Here is a 19282-nt window from a genome sequence, read left to right as displayed (position 1 = left end):
GATCTACGACAGAGGAAACCGCGGCTTTATAAGGACCGTTCGCGTGAGGCGTCAACGTAAACCCTCAACCGTGTAGGCCACTTAGGTGGTTCAGCAGCCCGCGTCGCGATCCACCCCCTGCCTGCCTGGGCACGGCGGCCGGAAGGGCTCAGGCGGCCACGTCCGGGCCCAGCACCGGGGCGTCCTCGGCGGGCTCGGGGATGAATGTCACCACCGGCTGGCTCTTGCCGGGGACGAGCGCGGTGGGGGCGGGGGCCCAGCGAAAGGCGTCACCCGCTTGCTCGCGGGTCGCCTGGGAGACAAGCACCGGCACCCCGAAGCCCTTGGTCAGCCGCTCGATGCGGTTGGCCAGGTTCACCGTGTCGCCGATGGCCGTGTACTCCAGGCGCCGGAACGGCGAGCCGATGTTGCCCAGCACCACCGGCCCCGTGTGCACGCCCACGCCCATGCGCAGGCCGGGTTCTCCCCTGGCGGCGCGCTCGGCGTTGACGGCTTTCAGCTCGCGCACCATGTCCAGCGCGCACCGGGTGGCGCTCCGGGCGTGGTGTGCGTCCGGCAGCGGGGCGCCGAAGTACACCATCAGTGCGTCCCCGATGAACTTGTCGAGCGTGCCGCCGTGGCGGAACACCACCTCCACCATGCGGCCGTAGTACTCGTTGAGGATGGTGACCACCTGCTCGGGTGGCAGCCGTTCGCTCAAGGAGGTGAAGTCGCGGACGTCCGCGAAGAGGACGGACACCTCGCGCAGCTCCGGGACGGGGGAGTCGCGGTCCTGGAGCCGCTCGGCGACGGCGGGGGAGAAGTAGCGGCCCAGCCGGGCGCGCTGGAGCTCCTCCTGGGTGACCGCGGCGGACAGGAATCGGATGCGTTGGAGGAGTCGGGAGGCACCCGCGGCCGTCATGGCCAGCATCACCGCGCCGGCCACCTGCGCGCCTCCGCCGATGGAGGCCTGACGCTGGAGCTCCACCTCCGCGAGGATGGCGATGACCGTGACGAGCAGGGTGACGGGCCGCCTCAGGCTCAGCGCGGACAGCAGCACGAGCGCCGCGAAGATGCCCAGCGTGAAGCCGGCCACGCCACCCGGCGACGGGGACACCGGCAGCGACAGGTGCTGCAGCCAGTACACGGCGGGTACGTCCACGAACGCGACGGACAGTGACGCCCAGCGGGCGATGCGCGCGGAGGCCGTCACCGCCACGGCCACGAGGGTGGTGCACACGAGGTACAGCGCGAAGGGCGCCAGATAGACGTCCCAGTCGTGCAGCTCGCGCACCCGGCCCAGGTACACGGCCATGGAGAACAGCACGCCCACCGCGCCCAGCCGGACCCATGCCAGGTGCCGTCCATTGGACTGCCGTTCCATGTCGAGCGCGCGCCGGACGGACTCCTGCAGGCTGTCGCTGGGCGTGGCGCTGGATGACATGGGAGTGGGCCCCCCCGGGCCGAGGGAAGCGGCGGTCAGGAACAGTAAGACGCCATCTTGCACCGACAGTGTGTGACATGCACATCAGGTGTTCCCTGAAAGCCCGGAAGAACACAGAGTTGGCATGGAAATGCCCGGACGGGGTAGAGGCTGGAGGCATGTCCGTGCGGACCGTCGCCTCCTTCTTCCGTGCCGCCTCGGGGCGCCTGGCCCTTGGCTCCCTGTTGGGGCTGCTGCTCTTCGCCGCCGAGACCGTCTGGCTGCTCAAGGCGGGCGTGGTGGGCGTGGACATCCCGCTGGACGGCCCCTACGCGGCGCTGGCGGCGGCGGTCCGGCCGTTGCTGCCCGGCGTCATCCTGCGCGTGGTCGCCGTGTACATGGTGGCGGGCGGCCTGCTGGGGCTTGGCGCGGCGGTGCTGGCTTCCGCCTGGACGCGGCGGGGTGGATGGGTGGCGCTGGCGTTGATGGTGCCGCACTGGGTGGGGCTGCTGCTGTTCTGGGCCTGGGACCGGGCGCTCGCGCGGCCCGCCCTCTTTGACGACCTGCCGGCGGTGCGGCCGGTGCTGGCGTGGCTGGTGGATCACGGAGAGCCGTGGCAGGCGCGCGCGGCGGCCGGGGCGTGGGTGGCGGTCCATCTGGCCGTGCTGGCGTGGCGCGGCGCCCGGGGGTTGCGGCGGTTCGTGGCCTCTGGTGGCCCGGCGCCTCTCCGGGCGGAGCGCGCCGCGTGGGCGGTGGTGGCGGGCGTCGTCGTGGTGCTGGCGGTGGCGGTGACGGTGCGCCGGGTGGTGCCCTCCGTCCGGCAGCCGCTGGTGGTGCTCATCGGCATCGACGCGTTCCGGCCGGATCGGCTGGGCGCGACGGGGCATGGCGTCGCGCCCCAGGTCGAGCGCTTCCTCCAGGACGCGACGCTCTTCACCCAGGCCTACACGCCGGTGGCGCAGACGGAGCCCGCGTGGCGTTCGCTGCTCACCGCGCGCTGGCCGTACCGCACGGGCGTGCGCTACCCGCTGACGCCTGACGCGCGGCTCGTGCTGGCGCCCACCTTCGCGCAGCGCTTCACGGACGCCGGGTGGCGCACGGTGTTCGCCACGGACTGCTCGCGCTTCCACTTCGAGGGCCCAGCCTCCGGTTTCGCCAGGCGCTGGCAGCCTCCGCGCGGCGCGATCAACTTCGCGCTGGAGAAGCTGCGCTACCGGGCGCTGGGCCTGTTCGCGGACAACCCGGCCGGCGCCGCGTGGGTGCCCGAGTTCATCGACAACCGCGCGCTGGCCGGCATCCACGACCCCATGGGCTATGCCCGGCGGCTGTCGGACGGGCTCGTGGCGGAAGCAGGGGAGGGGCCGCTGCTCTTCGCCTTCCACGCCACGGCGGCGCACTTCCCGGGCGACCCGGTGTACCCGTTCTACCGCCGCTACGTGTCCTCCTCCGAGCCGCTGGAGCGCCGGCTGCGCATGCACTTCGCGCCGGTGAGCCCGGGAGCGAAGGGGGCGTGGAACCGCGCGGGCGCGGAGGGGCTCTACGACGAGCTGATCGCGCAGGCGGACGCGCAGGTGGGGACGCTGCTGGACGCGCTGCGGGCCTCCGGGCGCTACGACGACGCGCTCATCGTGCTGATGTCCGACCACGGCGAGAGCTTCCACGCGGACCGGCCGGACCTGGCGGGCGCGACGTCCGTGCACGGGGCCCGGCTGGGTGACGAGGAGAACCGCATCCTGCTCGCGGTGAAGATGCCTGGCGGCCGTGGCGCGGGCCCGGCGCAGGTGGACGCGCTGGCGCGGCTGGTGGACGTGGGCCCCACGCTGCTGGAGCTGTCCGGTCTGTCCGCGCTGCCGGAGTCTGACGGGGCGTCGCTCGGGCCGCTGTTGCGTGGCGAGGGGCGTCCGCTCACCCCGCTGTACGCGGAGACGGGCTACACGCACGTGAGTCCGGAGGTGTTCGACCCGGGCCACTGGCCGGGCGCGCCGCGCACCTTCGACGCGTACCGCCTGCGCCCGGACGGCGTGGTGGAGATGGGTGACGACGCGGGCACGGCGGTGCTGCGTGAGAAGGACACCGGCGCCTTCGATGGCCAGCGCTGGGTGGTGGACCGGCCGCAGGCGGATGGCAGCGTGCGCCGCACCTGCATGGGTGACTGTGAAGGGGCGGACGCGCGAGCGCTGGCGGACTGGCTGGACGACGCGACGGAGCGCGCACCGGAGTCCGCCTCACGTAGAGTCGCCGGCCATGTCGACGACCGAAACGACTCGCGGCCTCCAGGAAACGTACGCCCCCCACAACGCCTGCTTCGGGTGTGGCCCGGCCAACCCCAAGGGGCTGCGCATCCGCAGCCGCGTGGAGGGTGACCTCGTCGTCGCGGACTGGACGCCGGAGGAGCACCACCAGGCGTTCCCGGGCGTGCTCAACGGCGGCATCATCGGCGCGCTGCTGGACTGCCACTGCAACTGGACGGCGGCGTACCACCTGATGAAGGCGCAGGGCGCGGCCACCCCGCCGTGCACCGTCACCGCCGACTACGCCATCGTGCTCAAGCGCCCCACGCCCATGGGCCCCGTGCACCTGTCCGCGAAGCCCGTGTCCATCGAGGGCGACCGCGTCGTCGTGGAGGGCACCCTCACCGGGGAGAATGGCAAGGTGACGGCCACCTGCCGGGGCACCTTCGTCGCCGTGAAGGAAGGCCACCCCGCGTACCACCGCTGGTAGGCCCCAAAAAACGCCTCGGGCCCCGTCACCGGCCTCTTCGTGAGAGGCGGCGCGGGGCCCGTGGGGTGAAGCGAAAGCGGTGTGACTACTTGCCGGCGGCGAGCATGCGGGCGTGGTGCGCCGCGGTCTCGTTGGGCTCGCCGGGGTCGCGCAGCCGGTGCACCTGGTTGCCGATCTTGTCCTGCAGCAGCATCAGCCCGTCCAGCACCTGCTCCGGGCGCGGCGGGCAGCCGGGGATGTAGACGTCCACCGGGATGATGCGGTCGATGCCCTGGAGCACCGCGTAGTTGTCGTAGAAGCCGCCGGAGGACGCGCACACGCCGAAGGACACGACCCACTTGGGCTCGGTCATCTGCTCGTAGACGCGCTTGAGGATGGGGGCCTGCTTCAGGTTGATGGTGCCCACCACCATCAGCAGGTCCGCCTGGCGCGGCGAGAAGCGCGGGAACTCCGCGCCGAAGCGCGAGATGTCGTGGCGGCTGGCGGCCACGGACATGTACTCCATGCCGCAGCACGCGGTGGCGTACGGGTAGGTGAACAGCGAGTACTTGCGGGCCCAGCCCAGGCCCTTGGACACCAGCTTCTGGAAGAAGCCCATGGCTTCGTCCCGGCGGGTGGTCATGATCGGCGCGATGTCGGTGTCAGCCATGGTGATGTCTCAGCTCTCCCAGTCGAGAGCGCCCTTCTTCCAGACGTAGATAAGGCCCACGAGCAGGGTCGACGCGAAAACCAGCATCTCCACGTAGCCGAACCAGCCGAGCGCCTGGAAGTTCACTGCCCAGGGGTACAGGAACACCGCTTCCACGTCGAACACGATGAAGAGCAGTGCGATGACGTAGAACTTCACGGCGAAGCGCTGGCGAGCGGGACCGCTCGACTCGGAGCCTGCTTCGAAGGGGGCCGACTTGGTGCTGCTCGGGCGCTTGGGGCCCAGCCGGGTGGTGACCTGGGGGATGATCATCCCCATGACACCGGCCAGCAGGAGCACCACCGCCATCGGCAGGTACGGGGCGAGGGGTGTTGTCATCGGGCGCGGACCCTAACGACACCGCTGGCGTCGTGTCAAAGGGAAACACCCCCGCGCCGGGCCCGCCAACCCCTTGAGATGACGGCCGAAACCGCGCTGCCCGGACGCCTGCTCCCGGACGGGCGGTGGATCAGCGGGCGCCCGTGTCCGCCCCGCGGCTCCCGGACCTGGACCGGGGCTCGTTTGACGCTGTGGGGAAACCACGCCTAGCGTCTGCGGGCTGTCCTTTCTGCCTTCATCGCCTGGGGAGTCGTCGACATGTGGGGCCGGCTGACCTTGCGGATGCAGGTGGCGATCGCGGTGCTGCTTCCGTGCCTCGCGGTGGTGTTCTTCACCGGGGTGTACTTCCCCGCGCGGCAGAAGGCGGCGGGCCTGGAAGTGCTCGCCGGCAGGGCGGTGACGCTGGGGACGCTGGTGGTGCGGCACCCCTCGCTCGCGCTGCCTGAAACGGCGCCGGACGCCCGCGCGCGCCGCGACGAGGTCTTCAACCAGGTCGAATCCGGCGGCTTCACGCTGACGTTCCAGGAGCTGTCCCGCGCGGACGGCACCGTGATCGCCGTGCGCGGCCAGGTGCCGGAAGGGTCCCTTCAGCCGAAGGAGCTCAAGCCGGGGGCGTGCACGGTGGCTCGGCTGACGGATTCGGATCAGGTCGTGGTGCGCTGTGAGAGCAATGGCCTCGTGTACCGCGCGGGCTTCGGCACCCACGAGGTGAAGGCGGCGCTGGCGGCGACGGAGGGCTACTCGCTCATGGGCTACCTGGGCGCCGCGGTGCTGGGCCTGGGGCTGGCCGTCATCATCAGCCGCGCCATCGCCGACCCCGTGTCGCGCGTCACGCAGGTGGCGCGTGAAGTGGCCCGGGGCGATGTCTTCCGGGGCGAGCTGGACGTGTCCGCCGCTGGCGAGGTGCGGCAGATGGCCACCTCCTTCAACGAGATGCTGAGCACGCTGCGCTCCACGGTGATGGAACTCGTCACGCGCACCGAACAGCTGTCCAGCGCGTCTCGCGGGTTGATGGGGGCCTCTGCGGATCAGGAGCACGTCATCAGCCAGCAGGCCGCGTACGCGCAGCAGATCGCCGCCACGTTCGAGGAGCTTTCCCGCACCGCCGAGCAGATCTCCTCGTCCACGGAGGTGGTGGAGTCCAGCGCGCGGCGCACCCATGACGCGGTGGCGGAGGCCATGGCGGTGGTGGCGCAGGTGGTGGGCGGCATCAACGACATCCGCACGGAGTCCAAGGGCGTGGCGGACGCCATCGTGGGGCTGAACAAGGATTTGCAGCAGGTCTCCAAGATCGCCCAGGTCATCAACCAGGTGGCGGAGCGAAGCGACCTGCTGGCGCTCAACGCGGCGCTGGAGGGCACCAAGGCGGGCGACGTGGGCCGGGGCTTCTCTCTGGTGGCCGCGGAGATGCGCAAGCTGGCGGAGAACGTGTCCGTGTCCGCGCGCGACATCGCCCGCATCGTGGAGAAGGTTCAGGACTCCGGCGAGGAGGCCGCGTCCAAGGCCCGCGTGGGCATGGCGACGAGCGACCGGGGCGTGGAGGTGGCCGAGCAGGCCTCCGCCGTCTTCCTGCGCATCGTGGAGCTGGCGCGCGGCACCAGCGAGGCGGCGCGGCAGATCACCATCGCCACCCGCCAGCAGCGTCAGTCCAGCGAGCAGGCGGTGCAGGGCGCGCGCAACGTGGCGGACCTGGTGAAGCAGGGCGTGGACGCCACCGGCCGCACCACCCGCATCGCCCAGGACCTCCAGGCCGTGGCCGAAGGCCTCACCGCGGTGACGAGCCGCTTCAAGGCCCAGCCCCGGCCGTAGTCAGACGGGCCGGGACGAAGGCGCGCGTGCGCGCAGCTTCTGGAACAGCTCCGGGGACATGGCCGCGACGCCCAGGCGGTGGTCGGGCGCCACCGCCTCTCCGTGGAAGTCGCTGCCGAAGGTGGGCACCAGGTCGAGCTCCGCCGCGAGCGCCAGGTACTTCTGCCGCACCGAGGGGTTGTGGGCCACGCTGAGGATCTCCAGGCCGGAGAGGCCCGCCTTCGCCAGCGCTTGAATCTCCGAGCGCTCCATCTTGGAGGAGCTGGGGTGGGCCAGTGTCGCGGTGCCGCCCGCGTTGCGGATGAGCCGGATGGCCTCCGCGCCGTCCAGCTTGAAGCGCTCCACCCACGCCGCGCGGCCCGTGCCCAGGAAGCGGTCGAACGCGGCCTTCACGTCGATGCACCAGCCTTGATCCACCAGCACCCGCGCCAGGTGGGGCCGCCCCAGCTGCGCGTCCCCGGCCACCTTGCGCACCTGCTCCATGCGCACCGGGAAGCCCAGCTCCCGCAGGCGGGCCACCATGGCCTCCATGCGGTGGGTGCGCTCGTCGCGCAGCCGGTCCGCGAAGCGCGCGAGGTCCGGGTCCTCCGGGCGCAGGAAGTGGCCCAGGATGTGGGCCTCCTTGCCGTAGACGAAGGCGGACAGCTCGATGCCGGGCACCAGCTCGACACCATGCGTTGCGGCGGCCTGCCGGGCTTCATGGAGCCCCGCCACCGTGTCGTGGTCCGTCACGGCCAGGACGGTGACTCCCGCGGCGGCGGCTCTCGCCACCAGCTCCGAGGGCGGGTACTGGCCGTCACTGGCGGTGGTGTGCGAATGCAGGTCGATCACGGCGGTGGAACCCTCCGGAGGGCGGCGAGGCGGGCACTCTTACGCCATGTCCCCACGGGAAGGGGCCGGAAGAGCGGGCCCTGTGTGAATCCGCACGGCGAGGGGTTTGTTCCTGTCCGGTGGCGGCCCCAAGGGAGGGCGGGGCTGGAGCCGGGCCTCCCCTTGGCAGGCCGGCGGTGCTAGATCGCCGCGCCATGGCCAAGACGACCCCGACCCCGAAGAAGTCCACCCTTCGCGCCGCCTACGCGAACGCGCGCAAGGCGGATCCACGCCCCATCACCGGCAAGGAGAAGCCGGCGGAGCTGCTCGCGCACGCCTTCAGCGCCTACGTGGGCCGCCAGGAGCGCACCGCGTTCGAGCTGATGCAGCAGTCCGTGCAGCAGGACGCGTCCATCTTCCTCACGCTGTCGGGTGCCATGACGCCCGCGGGCCTGCACCAGTCCTGCCTCATCCCGCTGGTGGAGAAGGGCATCATCTCCGCCATCACCACCACGGGCGCCAACCTCTACCACGACGCCCACCGCATCATCGGTCACGGCATCCGCGAGGTGAACCCCAACGCGGGTGACCTCCAGTACCGCCTGGCGCGCATCATCCGCATCTACGACCTGGGCTTCTGGGAGGAGGCGCTGCTCGACACCGACCGCCTCTTCTCCGCCATCCTCCGGCAGCCGCAGTTCCAGCGGAAGATGACCACCCCGGAGTTCCACTACCTCCTGGGCAAGGCCATTTACGGCATCGAGAAGCAGCTGGGCGTGAAGCAGCCGTCGCTGTTGTCCACCTGCTACAAGCACGGTGTGCCCATCTGGGTGGGCGCGGTGCAGGACGGCTCCATCTTCCTCAACGTCGTGAAGCTGAAGCGCCTGCTGGGCGACGAGTTCAAGTTCGAGCTCGACATCAACGACGACGTCTATTCCATGGCCGCCATGCAGCACTACTGCCGCCACAACGGCAGCGGGAAGCTGGCCATCTGGATCCTGGGCGGCGGCGTGCCCAAGAACTACACGCTCCAGGGCGAGCCGCTGCTCGACCAGATCCTGAACGTCCCCACGTCGGGCTTCGACATCGACGTGCAGTTCTGCGTGGACCCGGTGGACAACGGCGCGCTGTCCAGCTGCCCGGCCGGTGAGGGCCACACCTGGGGCAAGGTGTCCGTGGAGGCGGTGGAGACGGGCTCCATGTACGTGCACTGCGACGTGACGGCGGTGTTCCCCTGGCTCACGCACGCGCTGTTCAGCGAGCCCAAGAACAAGCGCAAGCCCATGCGCCTGATGGACAAGATGGACGACGCGGTGAAGTTCCTGGACGCGGACGTCAAGAAGCGCAGCAAGTCGCTGATGAAGACGCTGGACTGGAGCGTCGAGGAAGCCGCGCCCTCCTCCAAGAAGGACGCGAAGGCCCACGACAGCTTCGTGCGTTAGAGCGCAGTTCTTCCAACCCAGGCTTCAAGTCCCAAGGAGACGGTGATGAGTCAGCAGCCCGCGACGGGTGTGGTGATGTCCCTGGTGAGTGCTCCCCAGCTGAAGACGCAGGTGACGCACGGCCCGTCTGGCGCGACGTTGCCCACGGAGGCGCCGAAGGACAACGGCGGCACCGGCGGCAGCTTCTCCCCCACGGACCTGGTGGCCACGGCGCTGGCGTCCTGTGTCGTGACGACCATGCACCTGGTGGCCGGCAAGGAGGGCTTCACCCTGGGCGAGGTGCGCGCGACGGTGGAGAAGCGGATGACCCCTCCGCCGCGCAAGATTGGCGAGCTGGTGATCTCCATCCTGATGCCGGCCGGCCTCGTGCCGGAGCAGCGCACCCTGCTGGAGAAGATCGCCCACGAGTGTCCCGTGGCGCGCAGCCTCCACCCGGACGTGAAGGTCACGGCGTCGTTCGGCTACCCGGACTGAAGCAGTCGTGAAGGGGCTCGGTCGGCTGCCCGCCCTCCGAGCCCCGCATGCGGCAGGCGGTCGTCGTGCCCACTCTCCTGGGTACATGAACCTGAAGCGACTGGGCATCTACCTCAACGACCACCTGCTGGGCTCCACCGTGGGGTTGGAGCTCGCGAAGCGGACGGAGCGCGAGAACCGCAGCAACCCGGTGGGCCAGTACCTGGCCACGCTGATTCCGCTGCTGGAGCAGGACCGCGCCACGCTGCTGTCGGTGATGTCCGCGGTGGAGGCGCGCGTGGACCCGCTGAAGGTGGGCGGCGCGTGGCTGACGGAGAAGCTGTCGCGGCTGAAGCTCAACGGCTCCTGGCTGCGCTACTCACCGTTGAGCCGGCTGGTGGAGCTGGAAGGCCTGTGCGTGGGCTCCCACGGACGCGTGTCCATGTGGAGGAGCCTGGCGAAGGTGGCCGCGAAGGAGCCGCGTCTGGCGCGGTTCGACTTCGCCTTCCTCGCCGAGCGCGCCGACGGGCAGCTGGAGACGCTCCAGACGCTGCGCCTTCGCGCGACGGAGACCGCGTTCAGCGACACATCCGTCGAGACCGGCGAACAGGCACCGGTCCCGACGGAGGCTTGAGCCGTCAGGGACTTCAGGTCCCCGAGGGCGTCACGGGCGTGCGCGCCCCGTTCTCGGGGCCGGGCAGCAGGCGCAGCTGGCTGGCGGAGGTGAACGTCGCGTCCACCTCGCGCTCCAGGTACGTGTAGCCGGACAGGCCGTCCTCGTAGACGCGCAGCAGGTTGCGGGACTCGTCCAGGGTGATGCGTCCCTGGCGCAGCGCCAGCTCCGTGAACTTGCGCAGCTTCGCGACGAGGTCGTCCTTGTTGTAGCTCACGTAGTTGAGCACTTCCGTCACGGTGTCCCCGGCGACGACGTGGTCGATGAGGTAGCCGCCGCCCGGAGCCAGCGACACCTGCACCGTGTGCGTGTCTCCGAAGAGGTTGTGCAGGTCGCCCAGGATCTCCTGGTACGCGCCCACCAGGAAGATGCCCAGGTAGTAGTCGTCGCTGTTGAGCGCGTGCAGCTCCAGCGCGTCCTTCACCTCGCGCTTGTCGATGAAGTGCTCGATCTTCCCGTCCGAGTCGCAGGTGATGTCCGCCAGCGTCGCGCGCCGGGTCGGCTTCTCCGCCAGACGGTGGATGGGCATCATCGGGAAGAGCTGATCAATGGCCCACGAGTCCGGCAGCGACTGGAACACGGAGAAGTTGCAGAAGTACGTGTCCGACAGCTGCTTCTCCAGTGCCTCCAGCTCCTCCGGAATCTCCCCGGCCTCGCGCGCCACGCGCAGAATCTTGTGGCAGATGGCCCAGTAGAGGTTCTCCGCCGCCACGCGCTGCTCCAGCGACAGGTGGCCCAGGGAGAACAGCTGGAGGCTCTCCTCCTTGGCGTCCTGCGCATCGTGGAAGGCCTCGATGACGTTCTTGTTCGTGACCTCGCGGAACGTCGAATAGAGGTTGCGCACCACGGAGGGCGCCTTGTCGTCCACCTTGTCGGGCGTCTGGGACGGGTCGAACTCGCTGGTGCCCAGCACGTCCACCACCAGCACCGCGTGGTGCGCCACGACGGCGCGGCCGGACTCGGAGACGAGCGTGGGGTGCGGCACGCCCGCGCGGTCGCAGGCCTCCATCACGCCGAAGACGACGTCGTTGGCGTACTCCTCCGTCGTGTAGTTCATGGAGGAGGCGAAGTTCGTCTGGGAGCCGTCGTAGTCCACGCCCAGGCCGCCGCCCACGTCCAGGTACTTCAGCGGCGCGCCCTGGCGAGCCACCTCCACGTAGAAGCAGCCCACCTCGCGCAGCGCGTTCTTCACGTTGCGGATGTTGGAGATCTGGCTTCCCAGGTGGAAGTGAAGCAGCTCGAAGGAGGACAGCAGGCCCGCGTCCTTCATGAAGCTGATGCAGTTCATCAGCTCCGAAGAGGACAGGCCGAACTTGGACCGGTCACCGCCGGACGCCTCCCACTTGCCGGCGCCGCGCGTGGACAGCTTCACGCGCATGCCCAGCCGCGGCGTGATGCCCGTGCGGCGCGCCACCTCCGCGATGAGGGGCAGCTCGCTGGGCTTCTCCACCACCAGGATGACGTTGCGGCCCAGGCGCGAGTAGAAGAGCGCCGTCTCGATGTACTCCTCGTCCTTGTAGCCGTTGCAGATGACGAGCGCGTCTTCGCTGTCCAGCAGCGCCATCACGGCGAGCAGCTCCGGCTTGCTGCCGGCCTCCAGGCCGTAGGTGTACTCCTTGCCCGCCTCGATGATGGTCTCCACCACGTAGCGGTGCTGGTTCACCTTGATGGGGTACACGCCCCGGTACAGGCCCTTGTAGCCCTGATCCGCGATGGCCTTCTTGAACGCGTTGTTCAGGTGCACCACGCGGTGGCGCAGCACGTCCGTGAAGCGCAGGAGCAGCGGCAGACCGATGCCCCGGCGACGGACCTCGTCCACCAGCTCCTTGAGGTCCATGCTCGGAGCGGCGGGCCCGTCCGGGTGGACGCACACGTGGCCCTTGTCGTTGATGCCGAAGTAGGGCGAGCCCCAGTTGCGGATGCCGTACAGCTCATGAGCATCGGCCAGGGTCCAGCGGTGCTGAGGGGAGGGAGCGGCCATCGTTGTTTCGTGCCTCCGGTGGAGCGCGCGGCGGGGGTGTGGAAACTCCCATGAACACGGGAGGGGGGCCGGACTATCGGAAACGCCCCATCCATTCAATAGCCGCCTGTTCCCAGGGCAAGCAGGCGGGCAGGGGCCCCATTCCGGGCTCTAGCCCCGGTGGGCCGGTCAGCATCCAATTCCTACCCTTCCACCTGGGCAGCGCAGGGAGGTCGAGTGGAGAGAAGGGGAGGGTACATGGAGTCGTCCGCACGCAGGGAAGAGGCAGCGCCACTGACCCCGCGGGAGATCTTCGAGCGGCTGGACAGGTACGTCATCGGCCAGGACGTCGTGAAGCGAGCGGTGGCCATCGCCGCGCACAACCACCTCAAGCGCATCCAGGCGCGGCGGATGCGCCGGCAGTCCCTCCTCAAGAAGTCCAACATCCTGCTCATTGGACCCACGGGCAGCGGCAAGACGCACATCGCGCGCAACCTGGCGGAGATCCTCCAGGTCCCGTTCACCACCGTGGACGCCACCGAGTACACGGAGGCGGGCTACTACGGGAAGGACGTGGAGGTGATGGTGTCCGACCTGCTCTTCAAGGCGAACCACTCCGTGGAGGACACCCAGCGGGGCATCATCTTCATCGACGAGGTGGACAAGATTGCCCGCCGCACCCAGGGCGCCCGCAACGGCGCGGGCAGCCGCGACATCGGCGGTGAGGGCGTGCAGCAGTCGCTCCTGAAGCTGCTGGAGGGGCGCGAAGTGCACGTGCCCATGAATGTCACGCAGGCGTGGAACAAAAGTGACTTCGTGCAGGTGGACACGCGCGACATCCTCTTCATCTGCGCGGGCACGTTCAGTGACCTGCACGACTTCGGCGACGAGGGCGGCCGGGCCATGGGCTTTGGCGCGGATGCGTTCGGGGCGAAGCGCAAGGAGAAGCGCATCTCCACGAAGCAGCTGGTGGACTTCGGGATGATGGCGGAGTTCCTGGGCCGCATGCCGGTGATGGTGCAGCTGGAGCGGCTGGGCGAGTCCGACCTGTTGCGCGTGCTCACCGAGCCTCCGGATGCCATCACCCGCGAGTTCAAGGAGCTGCTCGCGCTGGATGAGATTGAGCTGGAGTTCCCGGAGAGTGGCCTGCGGGAGGTGGTGCGCTACTCCATGTCGCGTGGGTTGGGCGCGCGCGGCCTGCGCTCCATCCTGGAGCACGTGATGTCGGACATCATGTTCGAGGCGCCGGAGCGCAAGCACCGCCACGTGACGGTGGACGCGGAGTTCGTGAAGGCGCGGCTCGCGGCGCTGGACGACGTGGAGCTCAACGCTTAGCGGGCGGTGGCTTCTCGGAGGCCCGGGCGGCGGCGCCCAGCCGTGCCGCCGCCTGCGGATCCTGGATGAGCTGGAGCACCACGTCGTTGCGCAACAGGGCCCGCGTGTCGCCGCGCTCCAGCGCGTCCTGCAGGTCCCGGTGCGACAGCGCGAGCTGGAAGCGCGGGTCCTTGCGCAGCGCCTTGTAGGCGGGGTCCTCCTGGAGCTTCTTCGCCTTGGCGGGGTCGTGCGCGGCCTGGGCCACCTGGACCAGGTCCTCCAGCGGGGCGAACTGGGTCAGCTCGAAGAGGTTGAAGCGGCGGGACATGTCGAACGCGACGGAGTCCTTGGGGGCCACGCCCCAGCGCTTGCCGGCGATGACGACGTGCTGCTCCATGAACGTCAGCGCGCTCAGGCAGACCCAGAACAGGGCCGCCATCTTTCCTCCGCCGAGCACGAAGCCCAGCGTGCGGTCCAGGCCGCGCTCGTCGGAGTCCCTGCCGGAGAGGAAGCGCAGCAGCAGCGCGCCCAGGGCGTAGCGCACGGTGAGCCACGTGACGACGAAGAGGAGCACCGTGCCGAAGAGCGTCCCGATGAGCAGCGGTGAGCCCAGCGCTACGGCGAGCTTGGGGCCGGCGAGGGGCGCGAGCTTGCGCGAGACGAAGTAGCCCGCCGCGAGCCCCACGGAGTTGGCCACCTGTCGGGCGGCGCCGGAGAGGGCGCCGAGGATGCCGAAGAACAGCACCATGCCCAGGAGGATGAGGTCGATGACCATGGGGTGGGCTCCTGGGGGCCGCTAGCGGATCTTGAACGAGGAATCGCCCTTGGACTTGTCCGCGGTCTGCTTCTGGGCTTCCGCGAGGGCTTCCTTGTAGCGGGCGTTGGCGGGCTCGTAGGTGAGCGCCATCTTGAGGTTGCGCTCCGCGGCGGAAGGGTTGCCGGACTCCAGGTCCTTCTGGGCCTGGGTGTAGAACTGACGGCCCTTGGGGTGGGTGCCGATCTGCTCTTCCTGCTCCTTCTTCGCGGCGGCCTTCGTTTCAGACTCGGAGGCGTCGGTGAAGCGCAGTTTCTGCGCGCGGTCCGGGCCGGCGATGTCGGAGAGGTACTTCTTGCGCTTGGTGTCGTCGCGCAGGACGTAATAGGCCTCGGTGACGCGCTTGTAGAGCTCGTTCACCTGGTCCTTGAGGGCCTTGGACTCCAGGTGGAAGAAGCGGTCCGGGTGGTAGACGCGGCTCTCTTTGTAGAAGGCCTTCTTGATGTCGCCGGGGACGGCGGTGCGCTCAAGGCCGAGCAGCTCGAAGTAGTCCAGCTGGTCGAGCTTCGCGCAGCGTGACTCCAGGTCCGCGAGCTGCTCCGGGCTGAGGGCCGGGCCCCCCGCGGCGGCGGGCGGAGGCGGAGGCGGAGGGGGACGGAAGACGACGTCCACCTTCTTCTCCTTGATGACTTCCTTCACCGTGTTGGCCGCGGTCATCGCCGCCACGGCGATGAGTCCGAAGACGGCGACCGACGCGGTGGTGGAGAGCGCGAACCGCCGGGCGGCGGGGGCGCTGGAAGCGCTGTCGAACGTTTCGAACATGACGGGGACGCATATAGCGACACCGTGTGTCACGAAGGTTCAGGCTCCGTGACACTTTGCCCCCGGCCTTGTTTCGATTGGGTCACGAACCGCGAGCGTTCAAAAATCCGCGCGGCAGGTGAGTCACGGTCTTGTCGGAAATCACCGCCGTGGGCGTTCCGTGACGCCGCGTCTGCCACAACAGCGCGATCAGAAGCACGGAGTACGCCACCGCGAACGGCCGGAAGAGCAACACGTGCCGGGCCCACTCCGCGCCCAACACCGCGTCGGACACGACCATGCCAATGAGGGCCACGCCGGCCACGCACGCCTGCCCCAGGCGCGAGCGTCCCTCCAGCGCCGCGCGGATCACCGGCCACGCGAGCAGGTAGTTCGCGCGCCACGCCAACGGTGACAAAAGCGTCACGCCCAGGCAGCAGAACGCGAGCAGCTCCACCGGACCGGGCCGCGCCCACACGAGCGCGCCGATGAACAGCCCCATCGCCACGACCTGCGCCGCGGTCATCGCACCCGCTGGAGGCAGCGACTCCGGGGGCAGCACCAGTGACAGCAGCAGCGTGGGCAGGCCCTGAGGGTTGTGGCCCAGCGCCCACGGCGGCGTGGTGCGCGCCAGGATCTCCGTCCAGTCACGCAGCTGTGACAGCGTGCCCGTCCAGCCGTAGCGGCCCAGCGTGGGCAGCACCAGCAGGACGCCGAAGAGGGCGGTGGTCCCCACCACGCGCCAGTGCCGGCGCGCCAGGAAGAACAACCCCAGCAGCGCGGCCGGAGGCTTGAGCAGGCACGCCACGGCGAAGGCCGCGCCGGGGCCCCACGTGCGGCCCCGCTCGGCACCCACGGCCGCGAGCACCAGCAGCCACAGCAGCACGACGTCCACCTGGCCGTAGAAGATTTCGAAGGAGAACGCGGGCAGCAGCGCGGCGGTGGCGAGCACCGGAGCCCACGGCCACGGCGTCGCCTCTCCGTCCTTGGGCACCGCGCGACGCGTGAGCACGGACACGGCGCCGAGCGCGAGCACGGAGCCCAGGTTCCACAGCGCCACGGCCGCGCGCGGAGGCACGGCGGTGAAGGGCAGGAACAGGGGCGCGGTGACGGGCGCGTACTTGAACGGCATGGTGCCGTCCTCGGCGCGGTAGAGGTCCGTGCCCTCGCGGAAGCGCTCCGCGGCGGTGAGGTAGACGCGGAAGTCCGCGCCGCGCCGGGGATGCTGCCCCACCGCCACGGCCGCCACGGCGAGCACCAGCAACAACGCCCACTCCACCTTCAGGGACGCGCGTTTGCGGGCGGGCTCAGCGGTGCTCATTCACGGACCGGGACACGGAGGGGCGCGCACCATTCCACGCGGGGGCGCCCCGCCGCAATCACAGGCCGTAGGCTTCCAGCAGCCGCAGCCACACCTCGCTCACGGTGGGGTACGACGGCACCGCGTGCCAGAGCGTGTCCAGCGGCACCTCGCCCGCGACGGCGATGGTGGCCGCGTGGATCATCTCGCCCACGCCCGGCCCGGTGAACGTGGCGCCCACGATGACCCGGCGCTGCTCGTCCACCACCAGCTTGGCCGTCCCCTTGAGGTCCTTGCCCATGACGGACGCGCCGGCCACGTCGCCCAGCTCGTACTGCACGGTCTTCACCGGCACGCCTGCCTTGCGCGCCTGGTCCTCGGTGAGGCCCACGCTGCCCACCTGCGGGTGCGTGAAGATGACCTGAGGCGTGGCCTTCGCGTCCGCCCACGCCTTCGCGGGCTTGCCCAGGAGGACGTCGCCCAACAGCCGCGCCTGGTACTTGCCCATGTGCGTGAGCATGTTGCGGCCGTTCGCGTCGCCGCACGCGTACAGCCAGCCGCCGTCCACACCCGTGGCGCGGAGCTGATCATCCACCTCGATGGTCGCGCCGGGCTTGAGCCCCACCGTGTCCAGACCCATGTCGTCCGTGCGCGCGGTGCGGCCCATGGCGACGAGCAGCGCGTCCGCGCGCAGCGTGTCCCCGCCGGTCAGCGTGATGGTGTATTCGCCCTGGGCTCCGGAGCGCTGCACCTTGGTGGCCTGCGTCTCCAGCAACACGCGCACGCCGGAGTCGCGCAGCGCCTCGGCCACCTGCTCGCTGACGAAGGGTTCAAAGCGCTTGAGCACGCGGGGCCCGCGCTGCACCAGCGTCACCTCCGAGCCCAGCTCGCGCCACGCCTGCGCCAGCTCCACCGCCTCCACGCCGCCGCCCAGCACCACCAGCCGGCCCGGCACGGCCTTGGCGCCGGTGCCCTCGCGGTTGTCCCACGGCCTGGAGTCCTTGAGGCCCGCGATGTCCGGCAGGCGCGGCGTGCTGCCCGTGGCGATGACGACGGCCTGCTTCGCCTCCAGCTCGCGCACCTTGCCTTCCTTGCCCGTGACGGCCACCTTGCGCGGGCCCGTGAGCCGGCCCTTGCCGCGCACCACGGTGAGCTTCGCGCCCTCCGCCCACTTCACCTGGGACCTGTCGTCGTAGCCGGACACCATCTGGTCGCGGTGCTTGAGCACGGCGTCCGCCTTGAGCGGGCCCTGGATGAGCTCGCGCACGCCGGGCGTGTGCTTCGCCAGCCACAGCGTCTCGCCGGGGTGCAAGAGCGCCTTGCTGGGCATGCAGGCCCAGTAGGAGCACTCGCCGCCCAGGAGCTCGTGCTCCACCAGCGCGACCTTCAATCCCCCCGCCGCCGCGCGCGCGCCCGCGTTCTCGCCCGCGGGACCCGCTCCAATCACCACCACGTCGAAAGTCTCGGCCATGACCCCTCCCGCCCCCTGCTTGCCCCGGGACGGCCGTCCCGCCAATCCGACTGGCGCCGCGCGTCGGATGGTGGATGGAGCGGCTGGTCACCAGAGGACAGCACCGCCTTTCGTCAGGACCTGGAAGGCCCCCGCGTCAGGGGGCGGACGGATGCGTGTGTTCCCCGCGTCCGGTGGACGACGGTCCGCGCGTAGGGTGCGCGGCGGGAGGTGTGCCATGGGACGTGTCTCCAAGGTGGTCTCGGTCCGCTCCGCGGGGTCACGCTTCTAGCGTCACCGGCGGCGTCCAGCGCCCGTCCGAAGTCAGCGCCCGTCCGAGCGCTGTCGCGGCCGTGGAGGACGCCTCCGACGTGAGGTCCAGACGGCGTGTCCGCGCGGTGTCGTTCGCGTGCACACCCCGGCCGTGCTCCGGCACGGCCCGCAGGAATCCGTCTTCGTTCATGTCCTCTTCCAAGCATCGCCGTACCCGCACGTCCCTCCGGCGCTCGGGCTCCTCGCTGTTCCATTCCGAAGCTCCGTCCGCGCGTCACCTGCGCGTCCAGTCCACCCTCTCCGAGGACGTCTCGCTGCTCTTCCGGAGCGAGCTGTCCGACCCCCGTCTCGAAGGCGTCGCGCTGACGTCGTGCGAGCTGTCCCCCGAAGGCCGCACCGTGCGCATCGGTTACTCGCTGCCGCACGACGCGAACCCCGCCACCGTGAAGGAGGCCCTCGCCCGAGCGGAGGGCTTCCTGCGCTCGCGGCTCGCGCAGCACCTGAACCTCAAGCGCACCCCGCACCTGCGCTTCATCCTCGTGGGCACCGCCCCACGCACCGAAGCCGAGGACGGGGGTGACGCATGATGCCCCGCGTCCTCGAAGTCCCACCGGGCGCGGTGCCCCTCCTCGCCTGGGCGCGCACGGTGCCCCCGGCGGCCTTGAAGCAGCTCCAGCGACTCGCCGCGCAGCCCTACGTCACGGAGCACGTGGCGGTGATGCCGGACGTGCACCTCGCGTCGGGCGTGGCGGTGGGCACCGTCTTCGCCACGGAAGCCCACGTCGTCCCCGGCGCACTGGGCAACGACCTGGGCTGCGGCGTGAGCGCGCACCGCTTCGCCTTCCCCGCCGCTTCGCTCTCGCGAGCGGACCTGGAGCGGCTCCTGTCCCAGCTCGCCCGGGTCATCCCGGTGGGGGACGCGGTGCACCGGGGGCGAGGCCTGTCCCTGCCGCCGGGGCTCGAAGCTCCGCCGCTGTCCACCCAGAAGCTCGCGCATGCCTGGGAGCGACTGGCGCCGCGTCACCTGGGCACGCTCGGTGGGGGCAACCACTTCCTGGAGCTGGACCGCGATGGGGCGGGGGACCTCTGGCTG

General features: G+C 70.2%; 19 protein-coding genes. 9 read left to right on the top strand and 10 right to left on the bottom strand.

Annotation, left to right across the window (positions count from 1 at the left end):
- Positions 1-148: 148 nt before the first annotated feature.
- Positions 149-1423, bottom strand: a complete 1275-nt coding sequence (locus D7V77_RS17065) for an adenylate/guanylate cyclase domain-containing protein (protein ID WP_120577349.1) — start codon at positions 1421-1423, stop codon at positions 149-151.
- Positions 1424-1581: 158 nt separating this feature from the next.
- On the opposite strand from D7V77_RS17065, the gene D7V77_RS17060 reads away from it, so the two are divergent.
- Positions 1582-3765, top strand: a complete 2184-nt coding sequence (locus D7V77_RS17060; RefSeq protein ID WP_120577348.1) for a sulfatase-like hydrolase/transferase — start codon at positions 1582-1584, stop codon at positions 3763-3765.
- Positions 3755-4123 (top strand): PaaI family thioesterase, encoded by a 369-nt coding sequence (locus tag D7V77_RS17055; protein WP_169820855.1) that lies wholly within the window; start codon positions 3755-3757, stop codon positions 4121-4123. Before D7V77_RS17060 ends, D7V77_RS17055 begins: the two co-directional genes overlap by 11 nt.
- Before the next feature lie 85 nt (positions 4124-4208).
- Here the strand turns inward: D7V77_RS17055 and D7V77_RS17050 are convergent, their stop codons facing one another.
- Both D7V77_RS17050 and D7V77_RS17045 read right to left on the bottom strand, forming a co-directional pair.
- Positions 4209-4772: an NADH-quinone oxidoreductase subunit B gene (locus tag D7V77_RS17050; protein ID WP_120566535.1), complete on the bottom strand. Its 564-nt coding sequence runs from the start codon at positions 4770-4772 to the stop codon at positions 4209-4211.
- A gap of 9 nt (positions 4773-4781) precedes the next feature.
- Complete coding sequence (locus tag D7V77_RS17045) at positions 4782-5150, bottom strand: NADH-quinone oxidoreductase subunit A (RefSeq protein WP_120577346.1); 369 nt, start codon at positions 5148-5150, stop codon at positions 4782-4784.
- A gap of 258 nt (positions 5151-5408) precedes the next feature.
- Between D7V77_RS17045 and D7V77_RS17040 the strand changes: the two genes are divergently transcribed.
- Positions 5409-6959, top strand: coding sequence for a methyl-accepting chemotaxis protein (locus D7V77_RS17040; protein WP_120577345.1), 1551 nt, complete (start codon positions 5409-5411; stop codon positions 6957-6959).
- On the opposite strand, the gene D7V77_RS17035 is transcribed toward D7V77_RS17040, so the two are convergent.
- Positions 6960-7790 carry a PHP domain-containing protein gene (locus D7V77_RS17035; protein ID WP_120577344.1) on the bottom strand — a complete coding sequence of 277 codons (831 nt, stop codon included), beginning with the start codon at positions 7788-7790 and terminating at the stop codon, positions 6960-6962.
- A gap of 194 nt (positions 7791-7984) precedes the next feature.
- Here D7V77_RS17035 and D7V77_RS17030 point away from each other — a divergent pair, with 194 nt between their 5' ends.
- The 3 genes from D7V77_RS17030 to D7V77_RS17020 all read left to right on the top strand — a co-directional run bounded on the left by D7V77_RS17030 (position 7985) and on the right by D7V77_RS17020 (position 10298).
- The gene (locus D7V77_RS17030; RefSeq protein ID WP_120577343.1) at positions 7985-9211 is read left to right on the top strand and encodes a deoxyhypusine synthase family protein; all 1227 of its coding nucleotides are present in this window, start codon (positions 7985-7987) and stop codon (positions 9209-9211) included.
- 45 nt (positions 9212-9256) lie between these two features.
- On the top strand, positions 9257-9685 hold the full coding sequence (locus D7V77_RS17025; RefSeq protein WP_120577342.1) for an OsmC family protein: 429 nt from the start codon (positions 9257-9259) through the stop codon (positions 9683-9685).
- A gap of 85 nt (positions 9686-9770) precedes the next feature.
- Positions 9771-10298, top strand: coding sequence for a hypothetical protein (locus D7V77_RS17020; protein ID WP_120577341.1), 528 nt, complete (start codon positions 9771-9773; stop codon positions 10296-10298).
- Positions 10299-10311: 13 nt separating this feature from the next.
- On the opposite strand, the gene speA is transcribed toward D7V77_RS17020, so the two are convergent.
- Positions 10312-12318 (bottom strand): biosynthetic arginine decarboxylase, encoded by a 2007-nt coding sequence (gene speA / locus D7V77_RS17015; protein WP_120577340.1) that lies wholly within the window; start codon positions 12316-12318, stop codon positions 10312-10314.
- A 237-nt stretch (positions 12319-12555) separates the two neighbouring features.
- Here speA and clpX point away from each other — a divergent pair, with 237 nt between their 5' ends.
- Complete coding sequence (gene clpX / locus D7V77_RS17010; RefSeq protein WP_120577339.1) at positions 12556-13632, top strand: ATP-dependent Clp protease ATP-binding subunit ClpX; 1077 nt, start codon at positions 12556-12558, stop codon at positions 13630-13632.
- Here clpX and D7V77_RS17005 read toward each other — a convergent pair.
- From D7V77_RS17005 to D7V77_RS16980, 5 genes are all read right to left on the bottom strand, one after another.
- Positions 13622-14386, bottom strand: a complete 765-nt coding sequence (locus D7V77_RS17005; RefSeq protein ID WP_120577338.1) for a CvpA family protein — start codon at positions 14384-14386, stop codon at positions 13622-13624. The two genes, clpX and D7V77_RS17005, sit on opposite strands and share 11 nt — an antisense overlap.
- A gap of 21 nt (positions 14387-14407) precedes the next feature.
- On the bottom strand, positions 14408-15187 hold the full coding sequence (locus D7V77_RS17000; protein WP_233597069.1) for a DnaJ domain-containing protein: 780 nt from the start codon (positions 15185-15187) through the stop codon (positions 14408-14410).
- A gap of 82 nt (positions 15188-15269) precedes the next feature.
- Entirely contained in the window at positions 15270-16487 is a 1218-nt protein-coding gene (locus D7V77_RS16990) for a glycosyltransferase family 87 protein (protein ID WP_233597068.1), read from the bottom strand.
- A gap of 58 nt (positions 16488-16545) precedes the next feature.
- Positions 16546-17937 carry an NAD(P)/FAD-dependent oxidoreductase gene (locus tag D7V77_RS16985; RefSeq protein ID WP_120577337.1) on the bottom strand — a complete coding sequence of 464 codons (1392 nt, stop codon included), beginning with the start codon at positions 17935-17937 and terminating at the stop codon, positions 16546-16548.
- A 259-nt stretch (positions 17938-18196) separates the two neighbouring features.
- Positions 18197-18379 (bottom strand): hypothetical protein, encoded by a 183-nt coding sequence (locus D7V77_RS16980; RefSeq protein WP_120577336.1) that lies wholly within the window; start codon positions 18377-18379, stop codon positions 18197-18199.
- Here D7V77_RS16980 and D7V77_RS16975 point away from each other — a divergent pair.
- Entirely contained in the window at positions 18378-18776 is a 399-nt protein-coding gene (locus D7V77_RS16975; protein ID WP_172815128.1) for a ribosome-binding factor A, read from the top strand. The genes D7V77_RS16980 and D7V77_RS16975 overlap by 2 nt on opposite strands.
- On the top strand, positions 18773-19282 hold a 510-nt coding region (locus D7V77_RS16970), incomplete at its 3' end, for an RtcB family protein (protein WP_147452083.1). The genes D7V77_RS16975 and D7V77_RS16970, both read left to right, overlap by 4 nt.

It is taken from the genome of Corallococcus sp. CA041A (assembly GCF_003612075.1).
GTDB lineage: Bacteria > Myxococcota > Myxococcia > Myxococcales > Myxococcaceae > Corallococcus > Corallococcus exiguus.
The sequence above is the reverse complement of the archived record's forward strand: the minus strand, read 5'-3'. Positions and strand labels throughout refer to the sequence as shown.